The following is a 19,842-nucleotide window of genomic DNA, read 5'->3' on the forward strand; positions in this document are numbered from 1 at the left end:
CCGGGGGTCCTCACGCCGCCGCGACCAGCTCGCGGGGGCGGGGGGTCGGGACGAACGTGACTCCCTTGCGGGTCACGCTCAGGCGGAGGTTGCCCACGCGGGAGAGGATCACCGCGATCGCCGCGGCCGCGGCCAGCGAGACGAGTCCGCCCGCGGCCATGCCGATCCGGGCCCCGTACGTGTCCGTCACCCAGCCGACGATCGGTGCACCGATCGGGGTGCCGCCCGTGAACACCATCATGAACAGCGCCATCACCCGCCCCCGCATCTCGGGGTCGGTGGCCATCTGGACGCTCGCGTTGGCGGTCACGTTGACCGTCAGCCCGAACATCCCGATCGGCACGAGCAGCGCCGCGAACAGCCAGAACCCGAGCGCGAAGGCCGTCACGATCTCCAGTACGGAGAACAGCAGTGCCGCCGCGACCAGAAGCCGCAGCCGCGAGTTGCCCCGCCGCGCCGCCAGCAGCGCACCCGCCAGGGAGCCCGCGGCGATCAGCGTGTTGAAGAGCCCGTACGTGCCCGCGTCCCCGTGGAACACGTCGCTGACGAACGCCGACAGCCAGATCGGGAAGTTGAACCCGAAGGTGCCGATGAAGCCGACCAGAACGATCGGCCAGATCAGCTCCGGGCGCCCGGCGACGTAGCGCAGGCCCTCCCGCAGCTGCCCCTTGGCGCGGGGCTGCGGCTCGATCGGGCGCAGTTCGCGCGTCCGCATCAGCAGCAGGCCGGCGACGGGCGCGGCGAAGGACAGTCCGTTCAGCAGGAAGGCCCAGCCGGAGCCGACGGCGGTGATCAGCACACCGGCGATCGCCGGGCCGACCAGCCGTGCGGACTGGAAGTTGGCGGAGTTCAGGCTGACGGCGTTGGCGAGCTGCTCCGGGCCGACCATCTCGGAGACGAACGTCTGCCGTGCGGGGTTGTCCACGACGGTGACGAGGCCGAGCAGGAAGGCCGCGAGGTACACGTGCCAGACCTGGACGTGTCCGGCCAGGGTGAGCACGGCGAGCGCGATACCGGTCAGGCCCATCAGGGATTGCGTGGCGATCAGCAGCGGGCGCTTGGGCAGCCGGTCGGCGAGTACGCCTCCGTAGAGGCCGAACACCATCATCGGCAGGAACTGCAGCGCGATGGTGATGCCGACGGCGGAAGCCGAGCCGGTCAGGGACAGGACCAGCCAGTCCTGGGCGATGCGCTGCATCCAGGTGCCGGTGTTGGAAACGGCCTGTCCCGTGGCGAAGAGCCGGTAGTTCCGGATCTTCAGCGAGCTGAACATCGAGTTGTCCGTGCCCGCGGCGCGCGTCGTGCGCGCGGTGCTAGTGGTGGATGTATGGCCGGGTGCGGAGTCTGCTCCGTTTCCCGTACTCAAAAGCGGTCGCCTCCTGGCGTCGTCTCCTACAAGTGCGCGAGCTTCTCCAGGACGGGCGCTGCCTCGCGCAGCTTGGCCCATTCGTCCTCGGTGAGCTCGGCCGCGAGCCCGGCCAGGAAGGCGTTCCGCTTGCGACGGCTCTCCTCGAGCATCGCTTCGGCCTCCTCGGTCTGGGTGACCACCTTCTGGCGGCGGTCGTCCGGGTGCGGCTGCAGCCTGACCAGTCCCTTGGCCTCCAGCAGCGCGACGATGCGCGTCATCGACGGCGGCTGGACGTGTTCGCGCCGGGCCAGCTCACCGGGGGTGGCCTGGCCGCACCGGGCGAGCGTGCCGAGGACCGACATCTCGGTCGGGCTCAGCGATTCGTCGACGCGCTGGTGCTTGAGGCGCCGGCCCAGCCGCATGACGGCGGAGCGGAGGTCGTTCACGGCGGCAGCGTCGTCGCCATGGGTAAGGTCGAGCATCTCTTTAGACTACCTCATTACTCTCGCTAAAGAATGCCACTTGAGTGGGTCACTCGTACGGGTGAGACGGCAGCGGAAAGCGACACGCGTCCACGGTCTGTGCCACGACCCTTTCGGCATGGGGACACACGTGCTGAGCATGCGCATAGACGGGGAGCTGCTCGACCGCCTCCGGACTCATGCCGCCAAACGCGGAATGAGCGTCCAGGACTATGTCGTCCGGACGCTCATTCGCGATGACTTCGACGAGCGCTTCAAGGCGGCGGTCGACGAGACGGAGAAGTTCTACGGGCTCACGTGAGCCGCGCCCGGGTGGGCGGCCTTACGTGAGGCCGAGGGCCGGCATCGCGTAGTAGAAGACGAACACCGCCGACACGACGTACATGGCCGCCGGGACCTCGCGGCCCCGGCCGGTCGCCAGCCGCAGGACGCAGAAGCTGATGAAGCCGAAGCCGATGCCGTTGGTGATCGAGTACGTGAACGGCATCATCACCATGGCCAGGAAGGCCGGGACGGCGATGGTGAAGTCGCTCCAGTCGATGTCCTTGACCGAGCCCGCCAGGATCAGGAAGCCGACCGCCACGAGCGCGGGGGTGGCCGCCTGGGACGGGACCATGGTGGCGAGCGGGGTCAGGAACAGCGCCACCGCGAAGAGTCCGCCGGTCACGACGTTCGCCAGACCGGTACGGGCGCCCTCGCCGACGCCGGCCGTGGACTCCACGAAGCAGGTGGTGGCCGAGGACGAGGTGGCGCCGCCGGACGCGACGGCCAGGCCGTCGACCAGCAGGACCCGGTTGATGCCGGGGAACTCGCCGGTCTTCTTGTCGATCAGCTTGGCCTCGTCGCCGACGCCGAGGATGGTCCCCATCGCGTCGAAGAAGCAGGACAGCAGCACGGTGAAGACGAAGAGGATGCCGGTCAGCAGGCCGACCTTGCCGAAGCCGCCGAACGGGCTGACCTGGCCGACGAGCCCGAAGTCGGGCGCGGCCACCGGGTTGCCCGGCCACTCGGGGACGGTCAGGCCCCAGCCCGAGTCGGGCAGCCCGGCGATCAGCTGGACGGCGACGGCGATCACGGTCATGACCACGATGGAGATCAGGATCGCGCCGGGCGTCTTGCGGATCAGCAGCGCGAGGGTCAGCAGGACGCCGACGACGAAGATCAGCACCGGCCAGCCGTGCAGGTGGCCGGCCGTGCCGAGCTGGAGCGGCACGGTGGTGTGCGCGGCGTCCGGGATGCGGGTGACGAAGCCCGAGTCGACCAGGCCGATCAGCATGATGAACAGGCCGATGCCGATCGCGATGCCCTTGCGCAGGCCCAGCGGGACGGCGTTCATGACCCGCTCGCGCAGGCCGGTCGCGACCAGCAGCATCACGACGAAGCCGGCCAGGACCACCATGCCCATGGCGTCGGGCCAGCTCATGCGCGGGGCGAGCTGGAGGGCGACGACGGTGTTCACGCCGAGGCCGGCGGCGAGCGCGATCGGGACGTTGCCGATGACGCCCATGAGGAGCGTGGTGAAGGCCGCCGTCAGGACGGTGGCGGTCACGAGCTGGCCGCCGTCGAGCTGGTGCCCGTACATGTCCTTCGCGCTGCCCAGGATGATCGGGTTCAGCACGATGATGTAGGCCATCGCGAAGAAGGTGGCGAAACCGCCGCGGACCTCGCGGGCGATCGTCGAGCCGCGCTCGGAGATCTTGAAGTAGCGGTCAAGGCCGGACGTGCCGTGGGGGGCGGGTTCCGGGAGGGCGGGCGCGGGGGCGGGGGCCGACGTGCTCATGCGGTCCTCTGGGTCCTCATTGCGGGGGCATTGGGGGATTCATACGAAGAAAATGGGCCATGCCCACACCGTTTCAGTATGAACACATGAACGAAAGCCCGTCCATCTCCGCGCGTAGACCCCGTTTCCGCGCACCTAGACTTGAGGGCATGGCGAAATGGACTGCGAAGCACGAGGCGCCCGAGCCCCTCGAGGGCCCGATCGTCGCGACCGTCACCGGCGGCACGATCATCTGGTTCGCCCTGTTCCTGGTCCAGCTCCCCTTCTACGGCTGGTTCGCCGACCGGGACCTGCTGTGGTGGGTCTGGTGCTGCGCGGCCGGCGGCGTGCTCGGCCTGATCGGCCTCTGGTACGTCCGGGGCCGGGACGCGGCACTGAAGCGGCACGCAGCCGCGCGGGCCGCGGGGGACGGGGAGAGCAGCGCCGGCTGAGGGGCCACAGGTCCAGGCTGAGGGGCCACAGGTCCAGGGGTCTGGGGGACCAGGGGACGATTCGGGTCATCCCGAAGTCGGATCTTCGGACTTCTCGGCGGGTGAAGCCGTAGAACCCCCTTTACCGTCGAAAGCATGACGCAGCGGGCAGACATCGACCCCGACGGTTCCGAGCCGGCGGGCAGCAGGGGACCCGGCGGCGCGGCCATCGACGCCGGAGCCGAGCTCGACCCGGTGCACCCGGTCCGGCCGCCCGCGCCCCGGTTCAAGCCCGCCGGCCTGACCACCGCCGAAGTCGCCGAACGCGTTGCCCGCGGAGCAGTCAACGACGTGCCCGTCCGCAGCAGCCGTTCCACCGCCGACATCGTCCGCGCCAACGTCTTCACCCGGTTCAACGCCATCATCGGCGTGCTCTGGGTGATCATGCTCATCGTCGCGCCGCTCCAGGACAGCCTCTTCGGCTACGTGATCATCGCGAACACCGGCATCGGCATCATCCAGGAGATGCGGGCCAAGAAGACCCTGGACAGCCTCGCCGTCATCGGCGAGGCCAAACCCAGCGTCCGCCGCGACGGCCGGACCGCCGAGATCTCCACCTCCGAGATCGTCCTCGACGACGTCATCGAGCTCGGGCCGGGGGACAAGGTCGTCGTCGACGGAGCCGTCGGCGAGGCCGACGGCCTGGAGATCGACGAGTCCCTGCTCACCGGCGAGGCCGACCCCGTCCTGAAGAAGCCCGGCGACCCGGTCATGTCCGGGTCGTTCGTCGTCGCCGGCGGCGGCGCGTTCACGGCCACCAAGGTCGGCCGCGAGGCCTACGCCGCCCAGTTGGCCGAAGAGGCCACCCGCTTCACGCTCGTCCACTCGGAGCTGCGCTCCGGCATCTCCACCATCCTCAAGTACGTCACCTGGATGATGATCCCGACCTCGATCGGCCTGATCATCAGCCAGCTCGTCGTCAAGGACGACAACCTCAAGGACGCCATCGCCCGCACCGTCGGCGGCATCGTCCCGATGATCCCCGAGGGCCTGGTCCTGCTGACCTCCGTCGCCTTCGCGATCGGCGTCATCCGGCTCGGCCGCAAGCAGTGCCTGGTGCAGGAACTGCCGGCCATCGAGGGTCTCGCGCGCGTCGACGTGGTCTGCCTCGACAAGACCGGCACCCTCACCGAGGGCGGCATGGACGTCACCGAGCTCCGCCCGCTCGGCGGCGCGGAGGACGTGTACGTCAGGAAGGTGCTCGGGGCGCTCGGCGAGTCCGACCCGCGCCCCAACGCCAGCCTCCAGGCGATCATCGACGCCTACCCCGTCAGCGCCGAGTGGCGCTGCACCGAATCGCTGCCCTTCTCCTCCGCCCGCAAGTACAGCGGCGCCAGCTTCAGCGAGGGCGACGGCGAGAACAACACCTGGCTGCTCGGCGCCCCCGACGTTCTCCTGCCGGTCGGCGACCCGGCCCTCGACGAGATCAACGGGCTCAACGAACAGGGCCTGCGCGTCCTGCTGCTCGCCAAGGCCGCGCGCGAGCTCGACGACCCGGCCGTCGGGGCCGGGGCCCGGCCGACCGCCCTGATCGTCCTGGAACAGCGGCTGCGCCCCGACGCCGCCGACACCCTGCGCTACTTCGAGGACCAGAAGGTCCACGCCAAGGTCATCTCCGGCGACAACGCGGTCTCCGTCGGCGCGGTGGCCGGCAAGCTCGGCCTGCCGGGCGCCGAGAACACGGTCGACGCGCGCAAGCTGCCGGCCGAGCAGGCCGAGATGGCCAGGGTGCTCGACGACAACGCCGTCTTCGGGCGGGTCACCCCGCAGCAGAAGCGCGACATGGTCGGCGCACTGCAGTCCAAAGGCCACACGGTCGCCATGACGGGCGACGGCGTCAACGACGTCCTGGCCCTCAAGGACGCGGACATCGGCGTGTCGATGGGCTCAGGCTCGGAGGCCACCCGCGCGGTCGCGCAGATCGTCCTCCTGAACAACAGCTTCTCCACCCTCCCCTCGGTGGTCGCCGAGGGCCGCCGGGTCATCGGCAACATCACCCGGGTCGCCACCCTCTTCCTCACGAAGACCGTCTACTCGGTCCTCCTCGCGATCCTGGTGGTCTGCTTCCAGGTCGAGTACCCCTTCCTGCCGCGCCACCTGACGCTGCTGTCCACCCTCACCATCGGCATCCCGGCGTTCTTCCTCGCCCTGGCCCCGAACAAGGAGCGGGCGAGGCCGCACTTCGTGAAACGGGTGATGCGGTACGCGATCCCGGGCGGAGTGATCGCGGCCGTGGCCACCTTCGTGACGTACCTGGTCGCCCGCCACCACTACACGGGCCCGGAAGCCCTGAACGCCGAGACGAGCGCGGCGACGCTGACGCTGTTCCTGACCTCGATGTGGGTCCTGGTGATCATCGCCCGCCCGTACACGTGGTGGCGGGTCGCCCTGGTCGGCGCGATGGGCGCGGCGTTCCTGATCGTCCTGGTCGTCCCGTGGCTCCAGGACTTCTTCCAGCTGAAGCTGGTGGGCACGCAGCTCCCGTGGACGGCGGTGGCCATCGCGGCGGCGGCATCGGTCCTGATCGAGTTCACGTTCCGCTGGGTCGACCGGAAGTTCCCGGCCTAGGCCGGAGGGCGACATGGGCCGGGACCGGGGGACGGCGACCCTGGCACTGCTGTCCTTCGCCATGCTGGTCGTGTCGCTCGACCAGTACATCGTGGTGGTGGCGCTCCCCGACATCGCCCGGGACCTGGGCTACTCCGCACAGACGCTGCAGTCCGTCATCAGCGCCTACGCGGTGACCTCGGCCGGCTTCCTCCTGTTCGGCGGCCGCGCAGCCGACCTGCTCGGACGGCGACGCGTGCTGGCCACCGGCCTCGGGCTGTACACCGCTGCGGCGCTCGCGGGCGGCCTCGCGACCGGGCCCGGGACGCTGCTCGCCGCCCGCGCGGTCCAGGGTCTCGGCGGCGCCCTCGTCTTCCCCACCACCCTGGCCCTCGTCAACACCACCTTCGCCGAAGGCCGGATGCGCAATCGCGCCCTGGGCATCTGGGGCGGTGCCGGAGCGGCGGGACTCGTGATCGGGGTGCTGCTCGGCGGCCTCCTGACGCAGGCCTTCGGCTGGGAGGCGGTGTTCCTCGTCAACGTGGCCCTGGCGGGGCCCGCGCTGCTGCTCACCTTCGTGGTGATCCCGCCGGACGGCCCGCGCGAGAGGGGCCGCACCTTCGACCTGCCCGGGGCGCTCAGCGTCACCGTGGGCGTCACGCTGATCGTGTTCGCCCTGGTCCAGGGACCTGCCCTCGGCTGGCTCTCGCCGGGCTTCCTCGGCAGCGCGGCGGCGGGCCTGCTGCTGATCGCCGCCTTCTCCGTCATCGAGCGGCGCAGCCACGACCCGCTCGTGCCGCCCCGGCTGCTCGCCAACCCCCACCTCGTCACCGGCGTCGTCATCGCGTTCATGTTCATGGCGACGTTCGGCTCGGTGCTCTACTTCCTGTCCCTCTACTTCCAGGAAGTCCTCGGCTACGACGCCCTGCAGACCGGCGCCGGCTTCCTCATCCCCACGGCGGTGGTGGTCGCCGGCTCGACGACGGCCGGCCGGCTGGTGACGCGGTTCGGCCTCAGAACCACGTTGACCGCAGCCCTCGCCGTCGGCGCACTCGGTGCCGTCGCCCTCGGCTTCGCCGTCGCGCCGGACGGCTCGTACACCGACCTGATCCCCGGCCTGGTGGCGCTCAGCATCGGCGACGGCATCGTCTTCACCACCATGTTCATCACCGCCGCCACCGGCGTCCCCGACCGGGACCAGGGCACCGCCTCGGGCATCGCCTCCACCGGCTCGGGCGTGGGCGCGGCGGTCGGCCTCGCCGTCCTCGTCCTGATCGCGACCGCCGGCCTCGACGGCCTCTCCGGCGTACGGCTCCGCGCCGCCACCGCCGAGGGGATCAGCACCGCCCTCTTCGCCGTGGCGGGCGGCATCGCCCTGACCTTCCTCACGGCCCTGACCCGCTGCCCGACCCCGCCCGAACCGTGCCCGACCCCCACGCCCGTCCCGTACCAGACCCGCCGCTGCTGACGGCGGCTTCACGTTCCGCCCCGTGGGGAGGGGGCCCCGGGGAGGGGGACGGCCGGTCCGGCCGGGTTCAGTCGAACCAGCGGTCGCGGGCCAGTTCTGCCGTGCGGGAGGGGTCCTCCAGGAGGGCCGCGACCTCGAAGCGGCGGGGCCACTGGCCGGCCGACCAGGCCAGACCCGCCGCCACGCCCTCGAGGGTGGAGGCGTGCAGGGTGCCGTCGGGGGTGCGGCGCCAGTCGAGTTCCACGCCGCCCGCGATGAGCTCCTCGTGCTCCAGGTAGGTCTCCGGCGTCGAGGGGCCCAGGAGGATCCGGACCGACTCCGGGACGTCGTGCTCCTCGCCCGGGGTCGTCACCTCAGCCGGGACCGTCTGCGAGACGCGGCGGACCTGGAGCAGCTCCGCCAGGTCGGCCGCGCGGGCCGGGGCCACCGGCAGCAGGGGGAGGCCCGCCGTGAGCGGCAGCAGGTCCGGGGCGTCCGCGATCAGCGCGTCCGCCGCGTCGACCACGACGACCTCGCCGTCCACCACCGCCCGCAGCTCGTCCGGGAGCGTGACCTGCTCGGGGTCCAGGTCGGCCAGGGCCCCGTACAGGGCGTGCAGTTGGCGGTCCGACACCTCGCGGTCCGGGTCGGCGAGCCGGCCCAGGAGCTCGGCGGCGCCGCCGGGCTCGTCCAGCAGCGCCGGCACGGTCGTGCGTACGCCCAGCGCCCGCAGGACCTGCTCGTCCTCGAAGCCCGTGGCGTCCGCCGGGGTGTACAGGCCCGCCAGCAGCGGATCGCCGCCCGCCGCGCGCAGACCCGCCGGGCGGCGGCCGTCGAGGACCGGGTGGTCGCGCAGCCACCAGGCGGTGTACGGGCGCACCGACTGCGTGGTGCCGTCCGGGAGGAGGATCCTGACGGGCTGGGTCAGGGCGTCCCGGAGCGGCGGCCGGGCCAGCATCGCCAGGGCCTGGGGCCAGCAGTCGTCGTCGACCAGGTCCAGGTCCCGGACGGCGACGAGTTCGGTGGCCACGGGCGGCAGCGGCGTGTCCGGGAGCTGGTCGAGGACGTCCTCGCACCACACGTCCACCGCGTCCAGCAGGCCCGCGTCGTCGGGCTCGGCGAAGTCCCCCTCGCGCGGCTCCAGTTCGTCCGGGTCGAGGACCACGTCGGTGGCGCGGACCAGCTGGAACTCGGCCAGCACCCCGCAGGCGGTCAGCGGCTGCGCACCCCACCGGTCGGCCAGTTCGGCGTCCACGTACGGGACTTCGTCCTCGCGGATCACCGAGGCCAGCGGGGAGCCCGGCAGCAGGAGCTCGCCCGCGGGCGTGAGCTCGCCGTCCTCGTCCGGGAGGGCCAGCGCGCCCAGCCACGGCTCGTCTCCCGGCTCGAGGTCGGCGTCCCGGACCAGGCCCAGGACCACCTCGGCCAGCTCGTCCGCGTCGAGGGCGTCCTCGTCCCAGACCTCCCCGGCGTCCAGGGAGGCGGCCACCGCGGCCCGTACCTGCGGGGTCGTCAGGACCGCGCGGGGCGTCGCCGGGAGCGCGCCGAGGCGCTCCAGCAGCGGGTGCGCCGCGTCCGGGTGGGCCACCTTCAGGCCCATCCGGGCCAGGTCCTTCGGGGTTTCCGCGTCGGGCAGCAGCACGTGGCGCGGGCCGATCGTGGTCCGCCCGTCGGCCAGCGGCACCGGCAGGCCCGAGAGCCGGTCCGGGTCCACCCCGGCCAGGGTGTCGTACAGCCGGTGCCACCACTCCGGGCCGCGCTCGATGCCCGCGATCCGCTCGATGGCGTCGCCCAGCGGCAGCCGGCCCACGCCCAGCGTGCGCAGCTCCGGCCGGCGCTCCAGCCCGGCGGGGAGCAGGGTCGGCAGCACCTCGGAGAGGACCCGTACGGTCTCGGCGCCGGCGCCCTCCACCACCTCGGCCTCGAAGGGGCGCAGGGCGGCCCGCTCCTCGGCGTGCTCGGCGTGCTCGGCCGGCGCCGCCGGGGCGAGGAAGGCCGTACGGGGCAGCCGCTGCAGCACGGCGGCGCGCAGCGCCCCGTCCAGGACGCCCTTGCCGAGCGGCCCGGGTACGAGGTCCACGAGCGCGGTGGTCACCGGGTCCCAGGCGCCCAGCAGTTCGGCGTACGCGTCGGCCGCGCGCTCCACGAGGAAGTCGGTCAGCGGCCCCGGCGCGGGGTGCCGGCGGGTGGTGTCCAGCGGCAGCGTCGCGATGAGCAGGGCGGGGATGCCCAGCGGCTCGTCGGTCGGGGTCGGCGCGTGCACCACGCTTGCGGTGGCCGGGCGTACGGGAGCGCCGTCGGTGTCGACGGGCACGGCCCAGGACACCGTCCAGGTCGGCCGCAGCCGCTCCTCGACCGGCCGGTCGGCGAGCAGCGCCCGCGCGATGGGGCCGCTGTGGCGGACGGTGCGCCAGCGGCGGGTCTCGCCGTCGGCGCCGCCGGCCGAGTCCTCGATGACGGTGTACGCGCCCTCGTCGCGGCGGCGCAGCGTACGGGTGCCCTCCTCCGGGGTCTCCACGAGGATCTCGGCCAGCCCGGGCAGGGTGAGCAGCAGCGCGTCGTCGATGCCGGCCAGCAGCCGCTGCACCAGGTCCCCGGCGGCGGCGTCGCGCAGCGGGAGGACGACCACGGTGTCGTAGCCCTCGGGGGCGGTGCCCTCGGCGGGCAGCGGCAGCCGCAGCAGCGGGACGTGCCCGTCACGGCGGCGCAGTTCGTCGCCGAGGCCGGGGCTGCCGTTGGCGGCGTCGCGGGCCAGTTCGCGGGCCTCGGCCAGGGACCACCGGACACCGCCGTGGCGGCCGAGTACGGCGGGCTCGTCGGACACCGCGAGGACGGCCGCGAAGCCGACGCCGAAGCGGCCCACGGTGTCACCCGAACCGGTGGACTCCCGCTTCGCGGAGGCCCGCAGGGTGCTCAGCGACTCCACGCCCGTCGCGTCCAGCGGGGCACCGGTGTTGGCGACGGCCAGCACCGCGTGCCCGCCCTCGCCGGGGTGCAGGGTGAGCCGGAGCCGGCCGGGCACCCGGGCCCGGGCCGCGGCGTCGGCCGCGTTCTGCGCCAGCTCGACGACGAGCCGGTCGCGGTAGCCGCCGAGGGCCAGGTCCTCCTCGGCGTTGGCGTCCTCCCGGAAGCGGGCCGGGCCCGCGCCCCAGGCGTCGAGCACCCCGCGCCGCAGCCGGGCCGTGCCGAAGGGGTCCACGCCACCCTGGGCCGCCGTCACTCGCACGCTCACGCCGCTGCCTCCAAGCTGTCCTGCACTGCACTGCATTCACCGAATGCCGAATGCCGAGGCCATGAAGGTATCGCGTGCGGCCCCCGGCAGTCGGGGCGGCCGGGCCCGTGCCGGGCCCGTGCGGCCGACGACGGCTCCGCCTCCCGGCTCGCCGGGTCCCGGACCGCGCGCCGCGTACGCAACGACGGAGCCCCCGGCGACACGAGGTCACCGGGGGCTCCGTACGCGTACCGGAGGCGGGGTGCGGTCAGAGCTTCTCGATCACGTAGTCGATGCACGCGGTCAGCGCCTGCACGTCCGCCGGGTCGATCGCCGGGAACATCGCGATGCGCAGCTGGTTGCGGCCGAGCTTGCGGTACGGCTCGGTGTCCACGATGCCGTTGGCGCGCAGCACCTTGGCGACGGCGGCCGCGTCGATGTCGTCCGAGAAGTCGATCGTGCCGATGACGGCGGAGCGCTTGTCGGCGTCCGTGACGAACGGGGTGGCGTACTTCGACGCCTCGGCCCAGCCGTACAGGTTGCGCGCGCTGGCCGCCGTACGGCCGGTCGTGAACTCCAGGCCGCCCTGGCCGTTCATCCACTCCAGCTGCTGGTTCAGCAGGAAGAGGGTGGACAGCGCCGGGGTGTTGTACGTCTGGTTCTTCAGCGAGTTGTCGATCGCCGTCGGCAGCGAGAAGAACTCCGGGATGTGCCGGCCGGACGCGTGGACGCGCGCCGCGCGCTCCAGGGCCGCCGGGGAGAACGCCGCCAGCCACAGACCGCCGTCGGAGGCGAAGGACTTCTGCGGGGCGAAGTAGTAGACGTCGGACTCGATGATGTCCACCGGCAGGCCGCCGGCACCCGAGGTCGCGTCCACCAGGACGAGTGACCCGGCGTCGGCGCCCGCGACGCGCTTGACCGGTGCGGCCACACCCGTCGAGGTCTCGTTGTGCGTGTACGCGTACACGTCGACGCCCGCTTCGGCCGCCGGCTCGGGGTGCGTGCCCGGCTCGGAGGAGATCACGGTCGGCTCGTCCAGCCACGGCGCGAGCTTCGCGGCCTTGGCGAACTTGGAGGAGAACTCGCCGAAGGTCAGGTGCTGGGACTTCTGCTCGATCAGCCCGTGCGTCGCGATGTCCCAGAAGGCGGTGGAGCCGCCGTTGCCCAGGATCACCTCGTAGCCCTCGGGGAGGGAGAAGAGGTCCCGCAGGCCCTGACGCACCGAGCCGACCAGGTTCTTGACCGGGGCCTGGCGGTGCGAGGTTCCGAGCAGGGAGGTACCGGTGGCGGCGAGGGCGTCCAGCGCCTCGGTCCGCACCTTGGAGGGGCCCGCGCCGAAGCGTCCGTCGGCGGGCTTGATGTCAGCGGGAATCTGGATCTCGGCCACGAGCGGAGCGTATCCGGTCCCGGTCCACGCCTTGGAGGCGCGTCCACCCGATGAGACGAGTCCGGCCGGTGGGAGGGTGGGGCCGTGACGTCACCCGGGGAACTCGAACGGACATTGCGGGAGAACCTGCGCGGGGAGGTGGACTTCGGGGCCGCGGCGCGCGCCCTCGCGACGATGGACGCCTCGAACTACCGGCGCGTCCCGGCCGGCGTGGTCGCGCCGCGCGACGCCGAGGACGTGGCGGCCGCGCTGCGGATCTGCGCGGACGCCGGCGTACCGGTCGTCCCGCGCGGCGGCGGCACGTCGATCGCCGGGCAGGCCACGGGCGTCGGCGTGGTGCTGGACCTGACCCGGCACATGAACGCCCTCGTGTCGCTGGACCCGGACGCCCGCACGGCCGTGGTCCAGCCGGGCCTCGTGCTCGACCGGCTGCGCGGCGCGGCGCGCCCGTACGGGCTGACCTTCGGCCCGGACCCCTCCACCCACTCCCGCTGCACGCTCGGCGGCATGATCGGCAACAACGCGTGCGGGGCCCACTCGGTGGCCTGGGGGACCACCGCGGACAACGTGGCGGAGCTGGCGGTGACGGCGTACGGAGGCTCCTCGTACCGGCTCGGCACGGGCTGGCCGGGAGCCCCGGCGGGCCTGCGCGAACTGGTGTCGCAGAACCTGGCGGTGCTGCGTACGGGCATGGCCGGGGGCGGGGGTTTCTCGCGGCGGATCTCCGGATACGGCGGGCTGGACGCGCTGCTGCCCGAGCGGGGCGTGCAGGTGGCCCGGGCGTTCTGCGGGAGCGAGGGCACGCTCGGGGTGGTGACCGAGGCGGTCGTACGCCTGGTGGAGGCGCCGCGCGCGCCGGCGCTCGCGGTCCTCGGGTACGCGGACGAGAGCGCGGCGGCGGACGCGGCGGCGGGGCTGCTCCGGTTCGGGCCGCTGACGGTGGAGGGCATGGCGGCCGACCTGGTCCGCGGCGCGGCCGGGCTCCCGCGCGGGGCAGCCTGGCTGTTCGTCGAGATGGGGGACGAGGGCGCCGCCCGGTCCCTCGTACGGGCCGCCGACGCGGTGGACTCGGCCGTGGTCACGGACCCGGCGGGGCAGCGGGCGCTGTGGCGGATCCGTGAGGACGCGGCGGGCACGGCGACGCGGATGCCGGACGGCTCGATGGCCTGGCCGGGGTGGGAGGACTGCGCGGTGCCGCCGGCCCGGCTGGGCGCGTACCTGCGGGAGTTCCGCGCGCTGCTGGCGGCGCACGGGCTGCGCGGGACCCCGTACGGGCACTTCGGCGAGGGCTGCGTCCACGTACGGATCGACTTCGACCTGGTGTCGGAGGCGGGGATCGCCCGCTTCAGGGCGTTCTCCTCGGACCTGGCGGACCTGGTGGTCTCCCACGGCGGCTCCCTCTCCGGGGAGCACGGGGACGGGCAGGCGCGGGCCGAGCTCCTGCCGAGGATGTACGGGGAGGAGGTCGTCCGGCTCTTCGGCGCGTACAAGGACGTGTGGGACCCGGCGGGCGGCATGAACCCGGACATCCTGGTCCGCCCTGCCCGCCTGGACGAGAACCTGCGCTTCGCGGTCCTGCCGGGTGGGGGCCTGTCGGATGGAGTGGCCCGCTGCGTGGGCGTGGCGAAATGCCGCTCGACGGACGCGCCCGGGCAAGGGGTGATGTGCCCGTCGTTCCGGGTGACGGGGGAGGAGCAGCACTCCACACGGGGCAGGGCGCGTCTGCTGCACGAGATGCTGGCGGGGGAGATCGTGACCGACGGCTGGCGCTCGCCGGAGGTCGCGGAGGCGCTCGACCTCTGCCTGGCCTGCAAGGGCTGCCGCAGCGACTGCCCGGTGGGCGTGGACATGGCCGCGTACAAGGCGGAGTTCCTGCACCGCCACTGGGCGGGCCGCATCCGGCCGCTGTCCCACTACACCCTGGGCGGCCTGCCGGCCTGGCTCCGTCTGATCGCCGCCCTCCGCGCCACGGCCCCCGCGAACGCGGTGGCCCGCCGCTTCCGCCTGCCGGGCCTGACGCCGCAGCGCCCCCTCCCGCCGCTGGCCGGCGAGCCGTTCACCCGCTGGTGGCACGGCGCGGGCCGCAACGCGCAGCCCTCCGGCCCTTCGACCGGGCTCGCCCCCGGCAGGCCGGGGTCCGGGAAGGGGCGGGGCGGGGGAGAAGGCCGCCCGCAGGGTTCCGACCGGCCCCGCGTCACGCTCTGGCCCGACACGTTCACCGAGTACCTGTCCCCGCAGACCGGCCAGGCGGCCGTCCGCGTCCTCGAGGCCGCCGGCCTCGCCGTGGACCTCCCCCCGGCGGGAGTCTGCTGCGGCCTGACCTACATCTCCACCGGCCGACTCGACCGCGCCCGCAAAGTCCTGCGCCGCACCCTCGACGCCGTGGGCGACCCGCACGTCCAGGACCCCGTCCTCGTCCTCGAACCCAGCTGCGCCGCAGCCCTGCGCACCGACCTCCCCGACCTCCTCCCCGACGACCCGCGCGCGCAGCGCCTCGCCCGCGCCGTCCGGACCTTCGCGGAGACCCTCGAGGAGTACGCCCCCCACTGGCAGCCGCCCCGCCTCGACCGCCCGGCCGTCGGCCAGACCCACTGCCACCAGCACGCCGTCCTCGGCGACTCCGCCGACCGCCGGCTGCGCGAGCGGGCCGGGCTGAGCGGCGAGCTCAGCGGCGGCTGCTGCGGCCTCGCCGGGAACTTCGGCTTCGAACCGGGCCACCACGAGGTCTCCGTCGCCTGCGCGGAGGAACAGCTGCTCCCCGCCCTGCGCGCGGCCCCGCCCGGCGCCGCGATCGTGGCGGACGGGTTCTCGTGCCGTACCCAGATCGCCCAGCTCTCCGACGGCGGAAGCCGCGCGGCCCGCCACCTGGCGGAGCTGCTGGCGGAGGGCCTGTAAGGCAACGCACCTGTAAGGCAACGCACGCCCCGATGGCCCTTACCTACCCCTTAGTCTGGATGAATGCCCGCACCCTCCCCCAAATCCGCCCCCACCCCCACCCCGGTGGCCGTCGCCCCCGCGGTTCCGGCCCTCCCGCCGGCCGCCGGCCCGTCGCGCTTCGGCCCGGTCGCACTGGTGATCGCGGCGGGGGTCTCGGTGCAGTTCGGCGCCGCGCTCGCGGTCATGATCATGCCGCGGGCGGGCGCCGCGGGCGTGGTCACGCTGCGGCTGGCGGCCGCCGCGCTGGTGCTGCTGGCCCTGTGCCGCCCGAAGGTACGCGGGTACTCGCGCGCGGACTGGGTCACCGTCGTCGCCTTCGGCGTCGCGATGGCCGGCATGAACGGGCTCTTCTACCAGTCCATCGACCGGATCCCGCTCGGTCCGGCCGTCACCCTCGAGGTGCTCGGCCCGCTGGTCCTCTCGGTCGCCGTCTCGCGCCGTCTGGTGAACCTGCTGTGGGCGGGCCTGGCCCTGGCCGGAGTCGCCCTGCTGGCCACCCACGGCGGCGGCAGCGGCTTCGGCGGCCTCGACCTCCTGGGCGCCGCCTTCGCCCTCGGAGCGGGCGCGATGTGGGCGGCGTACATCGTGTTCAGCGCGCGTACGGGCCGCCGCTTCCCGCAGGCGGACGGGCTGGCCCTCGCCATGGCGGTGGCGGCGGTGCTGTCCCTCCCGCTGGGCGTGGTCGAAGCGGGCTCCGACCTCCTGGTCCCGAGCACCCTGGCCCTCGGGGTCGGTGTCGCCGTCCTGTCCTCCGTCCTGCCGTACACCCTGGAACTCCTGGCGCTGCGCCGCCTGCCCGCACCGACGTTCGCGGTCCTGATGAGCCTGGAGCCGGCGATCGCGGCCACGGCCGGGTTCCTGATCCTGAACCAGGCGATGTCGGCTTTGGACGCACTGGCGATCGCGCTGGTCATCGGGGCGAGCATGGGCGCGGTCCGCTCCCAGGGCCGCAAGGCGGTCGCCGCCTGATCCCGGGCACGATCCGCCTGGGCGAGTCAGGCGTCGGGGCCTGATCCGTCTCGTTCCCCGTCCCCGTACCGGGCCGTCATCGCCCCCAGCGCATCCCGGATCAGGGCCCGCAGGGGCGGTGGGGAGAGGACCTCCGCGTCGGGGCCCAGGGCCAGGAACTGCGCCTGCGCCTGCTCCTGCGACTCGATCGGCAGGACCGCCCGGGTCCAGCCCGCCACCTCCGGGTCCGGGGCGCCCCCGGCGGCCAGGGCCCGCGCCTGGGCCCCCGTCAGCCGCGCGGCGCCCCGCGGGGAGAGCCGTACCACCGCCTCTTCGGGATGGAGCCGCGCATGGAACTCCTCCTGGGTCCTGCGCCAGTGCGCCGCCAGCTCGAAGCCCTCCGGCAGCAGGCACTCCTCGGCCGTCTCGCGGACCGACAGGATCTGGTCCACCCGGTACGTCCGCGGCCCTGCCGCGCCCGCCGCCCCGGACCGCCCGGAGGGCTCCGCCGGGGCGGCCACCAGGTACCAGCGGCCCGCCTTCAGCACCAGCCCGTAAGGCTCGAGCCGCCGGTCCACCTCCTGCGGCTCCTTCCACCGCCGGTAGCGGACCTCGATCACCCGCCCCCGCCACACCGCGTCCGCGACCTGCGCCAGGTACGGGGTCTCCTCGTGCTCCGCGTACCACCCCGGCGCATCCAGGTGGAACCGCAGCCGCATCCGGTCGGCCTGCTCCCGCAGCTCCGCCGGCAGGGCCGCCCGCAGCTTCAGCTGGGCCGCCGACAGGGCCTGCCCGAGACCGAGTTCCGCCGCCGGACCCGGCATCCCGCTCAGGAACAGCGCCTCCGCCTCGCCCGTGCTCAGCCCGGTCAGCCGGGTCCGGTAGCCGGCGAGCAGCTGGTAGCCGCCGCTGTGCCCGGCGTCCCCGTACAGCGGGACGCCCGCCGCGGCCAGCGCCTCCGCGTCGCGGTAGACCGTGCGTACGGACACCTCGAGCTCCTGCGCGAGCTCGGCGGCGGTCATCCGCCCCCGGGTCTGGAGCAGCAGCAGGATCGACAGCAGTCGGCTGGACTTCACTGACACAGGATGTCAGTGGAATCCTCCTACGGTGCGGGGCATGAACGACTTCGACTTTCTTTTCGGCACCTGGGACGTCACCAACCGCTGGCGCACCGACTTCCTCGACCCCGACAGCGACTGGGAGGAGTTCCCGGCCCTGTCCAAGGCCTCCCGCCACTTCGACGGCGCCGCGAACTTCGACGAGATCGAGTTCCCGACGAAGGGCTTCGCCGGCCTGACCCTGCGCCTGTACGACCCGGAGCGCGAGCAGTGGTCGCTGTACTGGGCGAGCCGCCGCACCGGCACCCTCTTCCCGCCGGTCACCGGCCGCTTCACGGACGGCACCGGCGTCTTCGAGGGCGAGGACACCCACGCCGGCAAGGCCGTCCGGGCGCGGTTCGTCTGGAAGGACGTCCGGGCCGACTCCGCCCGCTGGGAGCAGTACTTCTCCCTCGACGAGGGCGCGACCTGGCTCCTCAACTGGACGATGGACCTGACGCGCCGCACCGCCCGGCCCTCCTGAACCCGTCGGGTCCGGGACTGCGCCCGCCCCGCCGGCCACGGGGGTGCCCGGTGGTGCGGGCGCAGTCCTCATCGGGCCGTCATCCCAGCGGCAGGTCCAGGTACGACGGCGTGGCCTCCGGGGAGGTGAAGGCCAGCGTCGCGCGCGGCAGGTTGGCGTCCCCGTAGAACGGGTCGCGGGCGTCGATCACCAGCATCAGCCGGTGCCCGCGCGGGACGTCGTACGCCGTCGCCTGCAGCTCGATGTCGGCGCTGACCAGGCTGTCCGGCGGTGAGTCGAGGTCGGAGTACGGGGCGTGCGTGACGATGTGCGCCGTTCCGTCGGGCGCCACGGCGAGCAGGTACGCGACGAACGACGACTTGGAGTTCGCGGCCCGGTACGTGACGCGCAGGCGGGGCGTGCCGCGCAGCCGGGTCGTCTCCGCCTCCGGGTCCGCCGCCCAGACCGCGGCGACGGTGCGGTCGATGTCGCCGGTCCGGTAGGCCTTCGGACGGCCCGCGATCTCGTCGTACCCCGACCGTACGATCTCGTCGGCGACGGTCGCCGGGGTGTCCACCCCGCACAGGACGCCCGCGCTCCAGCCGGCCTCGGGCCGCTCGGCGAGCTCCCCGCCGCTCACCAGGTACAGCCGGCGCACCTCTTCGGTGACGGAATGCCAGGTGGGGCGGGGTTCCAGGGCCTGGCCCCACATGACCTCGCTGAGTATCTGGCCCTCGTCGGCGATGCCGTTGTCGATCCCCTTGAGGTGCTGGTCGAACCAGCGGTGGGCGTTCGTCCAGATCCGGTTGGGCAGGCCGATCATGCCCGTCATCTCGGGTCCCGAGTGGTCGCCGATGGAGAGGTCGAGGCGCTTGGGGCCGGTGAGTTCGTTGAACATCTTCAGCGTCTGGTTGCCGGGGAAGAGCGTCTCGTGCCAGGCGTGCGAGAAGTACACCGGGACCTGGCGGCGGTTGAGCTCCTTGATGTGGCTGAACGGCGAACGCGGCTCGGCCCAGCGCAGGGTGCCCCGGATGTCGCGGTTGGCGAGGACGTTCTCGAACACGCTCTGCGTCTGCGGGCTCAGCCGGGCCTTGGACGCGGCCTTGAGCAGCGCCTCGACGGCGGCCACGTGCCGGGTCCGGTTCTCGTAGAAGGCCTCGCCGAGGTCGCCCCAGGTGCTGAGCGCCACCACCGCGTCGACGCGGGTGTCGTGCGCGGCGACGAGCTGGCTGATGCCCGAGCCGTACGAGTCCCCCAGGAACCCGATCCTCGTGACCGGGCCCGCGGTGCGCTCGATGAGGTGGTCCAGGGCCCGGCTGCCGTCGGCGACGTCGAGCGGGCCGGCCACGTCGACCTGGCCTTCGGAGCCGGCGAAGCCGCGGGTGCTGTAGGCGAGGACGTTGTAGCCGCGTGCCGCGAAGACGCTGGCCTGGACGGCGTACGGGAGCCAGCCGTGGTTCGTCCACGGCGAGGGCATCACGATCACCGGCCGCGGCTGGACCGCGTTGTGCCGCCACAGCGCGGCGTCGAGCAGGTCCCCGTCGGCGCCGGCGACCTTGGCGCGGCTGAAGACGGCGACGGAGCGGGTGTCGGCGACCTCGGCGGCGCGGGCGGGGGCGAGGCCGGTGACGTCGCCCGTCTCGAGGGCGGTGACGAAGGCGGTGAGGGTGTTCGCGTCGAGTTCGGGATAGAGGGAGAAAGCGGCTGGAATCACGTCGGTTCATC

The 19,842-nt window shown here is 73.3% G+C and carries 14 protein-coding genes; 7 read left to right on the forward strand and 7 right to left on the reverse strand.

What is annotated here, in order from left to right; all coding sequences use genetic code 11:
• Positions 1–10 precede the first annotated feature (10 nt).
• Together AB5J51_RS22665 and AB5J51_RS22670 are read right to left on the reverse strand one after the other, a co-directional pair.
• Positions 11–1,366, reverse strand: coding sequence for an MFS transporter (locus tag AB5J51_RS22665; protein ID WP_369778503.1), 1,356 nt, complete (start codon positions 1,364–1,366; stop codon positions 11–13).
• 26 nt (positions 1,367–1,392) lie between these two features.
• Complete coding sequence (locus AB5J51_RS22670) at positions 1,393–1,830, reverse strand: MarR family winged helix-turn-helix transcriptional regulator (RefSeq protein WP_030156888.1); 438 nt, start codon at positions 1,828–1,830, stop codon at positions 1,393–1,395.
• Between the two features lie 118 nt (positions 1,831–1,948).
• Here AB5J51_RS22670 and AB5J51_RS22675 point away from each other — a divergent pair, with 118 nt between their 5' ends.
• A complete protein-coding gene (locus tag AB5J51_RS22675; RefSeq protein ID WP_030156886.1) occupies positions 1,949–2,131 on the forward strand; it encodes a hypothetical protein in 183 nt (60 codons plus the stop codon).
• A gap of 21 nt (positions 2,132–2,152) precedes the next feature.
• On the opposite strand, the gene AB5J51_RS22680 is transcribed toward AB5J51_RS22675, so the two are convergent.
• A complete protein-coding gene (locus tag AB5J51_RS22680; protein WP_053786520.1) occupies positions 2,153–3,610 on the reverse strand; it encodes an NCS2 family permease in 1,458 nt (485 codons plus the stop codon).
• A gap of 149 nt (positions 3,611–3,759) precedes the next feature.
• On the opposite strand from AB5J51_RS22680, the gene AB5J51_RS22685 reads away from it, so the two are divergent.
• The 3 genes from AB5J51_RS22685 (at position 3,760) to AB5J51_RS22695 (ending at position 8,095) form a co-directional block, all read left to right on the forward strand.
• The gene (locus tag AB5J51_RS22685; protein WP_053786519.1) at positions 3,760–4,041 is read left to right on the forward strand and encodes a DUF2530 domain-containing protein; all 282 of its coding nucleotides are present in this window, start codon (positions 3,760–3,762) and stop codon (positions 4,039–4,041) included.
• Positions 4,042–4,176: 135 nt separating this feature from the next.
• The gene (locus AB5J51_RS22690; protein ID WP_369778504.1) at positions 4,177–6,648 is read left to right on the forward strand and encodes an HAD-IC family P-type ATPase; all 2,472 of its coding nucleotides are present in this window, start codon (positions 4,177–4,179) and stop codon (positions 6,646–6,648) included.
• Between the two features lie 13 nt (positions 6,649–6,661).
• Positions 6,662–8,095: an MFS transporter gene (locus tag AB5J51_RS22695; protein ID WP_369778505.1), complete on the forward strand. Its 1,434-nt coding sequence runs from the start codon at positions 6,662–6,664 to the stop codon at positions 8,093–8,095.
• A 67-nt stretch (positions 8,096–8,162) separates the two neighbouring features.
• Here the strand turns inward: AB5J51_RS22695 and AB5J51_RS22700 are convergent, their stop codons facing one another.
• Both AB5J51_RS22700 and serC read right to left on the reverse strand, forming a co-directional pair.
• Positions 8,163–11,306, reverse strand: a complete 3,144-nt coding sequence (locus AB5J51_RS22700; RefSeq protein WP_369778506.1) for a sacsin N-terminal ATP-binding-like domain-containing protein — start codon at positions 11,304–11,306, stop codon at positions 8,163–8,165.
• A 247-nt stretch (positions 11,307–11,553) separates the two neighbouring features.
• Positions 11,554–12,672, reverse strand: coding sequence for a phosphoserine transaminase (serC, locus tag AB5J51_RS22705; protein WP_369778507.1), 1,119 nt, complete (start codon positions 12,670–12,672; stop codon positions 11,554–11,556).
• 84 nt (positions 12,673–12,756) lie between these two features.
• Here serC and AB5J51_RS22710 point away from each other — a divergent pair, with 84 nt between their 5' ends.
• Both AB5J51_RS22710 and AB5J51_RS22715 read left to right on the forward strand, forming a co-directional pair.
• Positions 12,757–15,567, forward strand: a complete 2,811-nt coding sequence (locus AB5J51_RS22710) for an FAD-binding and (Fe-S)-binding domain-containing protein (RefSeq protein ID WP_369778508.1) — start codon at positions 12,757–12,759, stop codon at positions 15,565–15,567.
• Positions 15,568–15,630: 63 nt separating this feature from the next.
• Positions 15,631–16,578 (forward strand): DMT family transporter, encoded by a 948-nt coding sequence (locus AB5J51_RS22715; protein ID WP_369778509.1) that lies wholly within the window; start codon positions 15,631–15,633, stop codon positions 16,576–16,578.
• Positions 16,579–16,604: 26 nt separating this feature from the next.
• On the opposite strand, the gene AB5J51_RS22720 is transcribed toward AB5J51_RS22715, so the two are convergent.
• A complete protein-coding gene (locus tag AB5J51_RS22720; protein ID WP_369778510.1) occupies positions 16,605–17,633 on the reverse strand; it encodes a helix-turn-helix transcriptional regulator in 1,029 nt (342 codons plus the stop codon).
• A gap of 40 nt (positions 17,634–17,673) precedes the next feature.
• Between AB5J51_RS22720 and AB5J51_RS22725 the strand changes: the two genes are divergently transcribed.
• Positions 17,674–18,138: a hypothetical protein gene (locus tag AB5J51_RS22725; RefSeq protein WP_369778511.1), complete on the forward strand. Its 465-nt coding sequence runs from the start codon at positions 17,674–17,676 to the stop codon at positions 18,136–18,138.
• A 79-nt stretch (positions 18,139–18,217) separates the two neighbouring features.
• On the opposite strand, the gene AB5J51_RS22730 is transcribed toward AB5J51_RS22725, so the two are convergent.
• Entirely contained in the window at positions 18,218–19,831 is a 1,614-nt protein-coding gene (locus tag AB5J51_RS22730) for an alpha/beta fold hydrolase (RefSeq protein ID WP_369778512.1), read from the reverse strand.
• Positions 19,832–19,842 lie beyond the last annotated feature (11 nt).

It is taken from the genome of Streptomyces sp. R33, from assembly GCF_041200175.1.
GTDB lineage: Bacteria > Actinomycetota > Actinomycetes > Streptomycetales > Streptomycetaceae > Streptomyces > Streptomyces katrae_B.

Coding starts and splice junctions, on each gene's coding strand:
- AB5J51_RS22670 (WP_030156888.1), bottom strand. CDS start 1,830: ATGCTCGACCTTACCCATGGCGACGACGCTGCCGCCGTGAACGACCTC.
- AB5J51_RS22675 (WP_030156886.1), top strand. CDS start 1,949: ATGGGGACACACGTGCTGAGCATGCGCATAGACGGGGAGCTGCTCGAC.
- AB5J51_RS22680 (WP_053786520.1), bottom strand. CDS start 3,610: ATGAGCACGTCGGCCCCCGCCCCCGCGCCCGCCCTCCCGGAACCCGCC.
- AB5J51_RS22685 (WP_053786519.1), top strand. CDS start 3,760: ATGGCGAAATGGACTGCGAAGCACGAGGCGCCCGAGCCCCTCGAGGGC.
- AB5J51_RS22690 (WP_369778504.1), top strand. CDS start 4,177: ATGACGCAGCGGGCAGACATCGACCCCGACGGTTCCGAGCCGGCGGGC.
- AB5J51_RS22695 (WP_369778505.1), top strand. CDS start 6,662: ATGGGCCGGGACCGGGGGACGGCGACCCTGGCACTGCTGTCCTTCGCC.
- AB5J51_RS22715 (WP_369778509.1), top strand. CDS start 15,631: ATGCCCGCACCCTCCCCCAAATCCGCCCCCACCCCCACCCCGGTGGCC.
- AB5J51_RS22725 (WP_369778511.1), top strand. CDS start 17,674: ATGAACGACTTCGACTTTCTTTTCGGCACCTGGGACGTCACCAACCGC.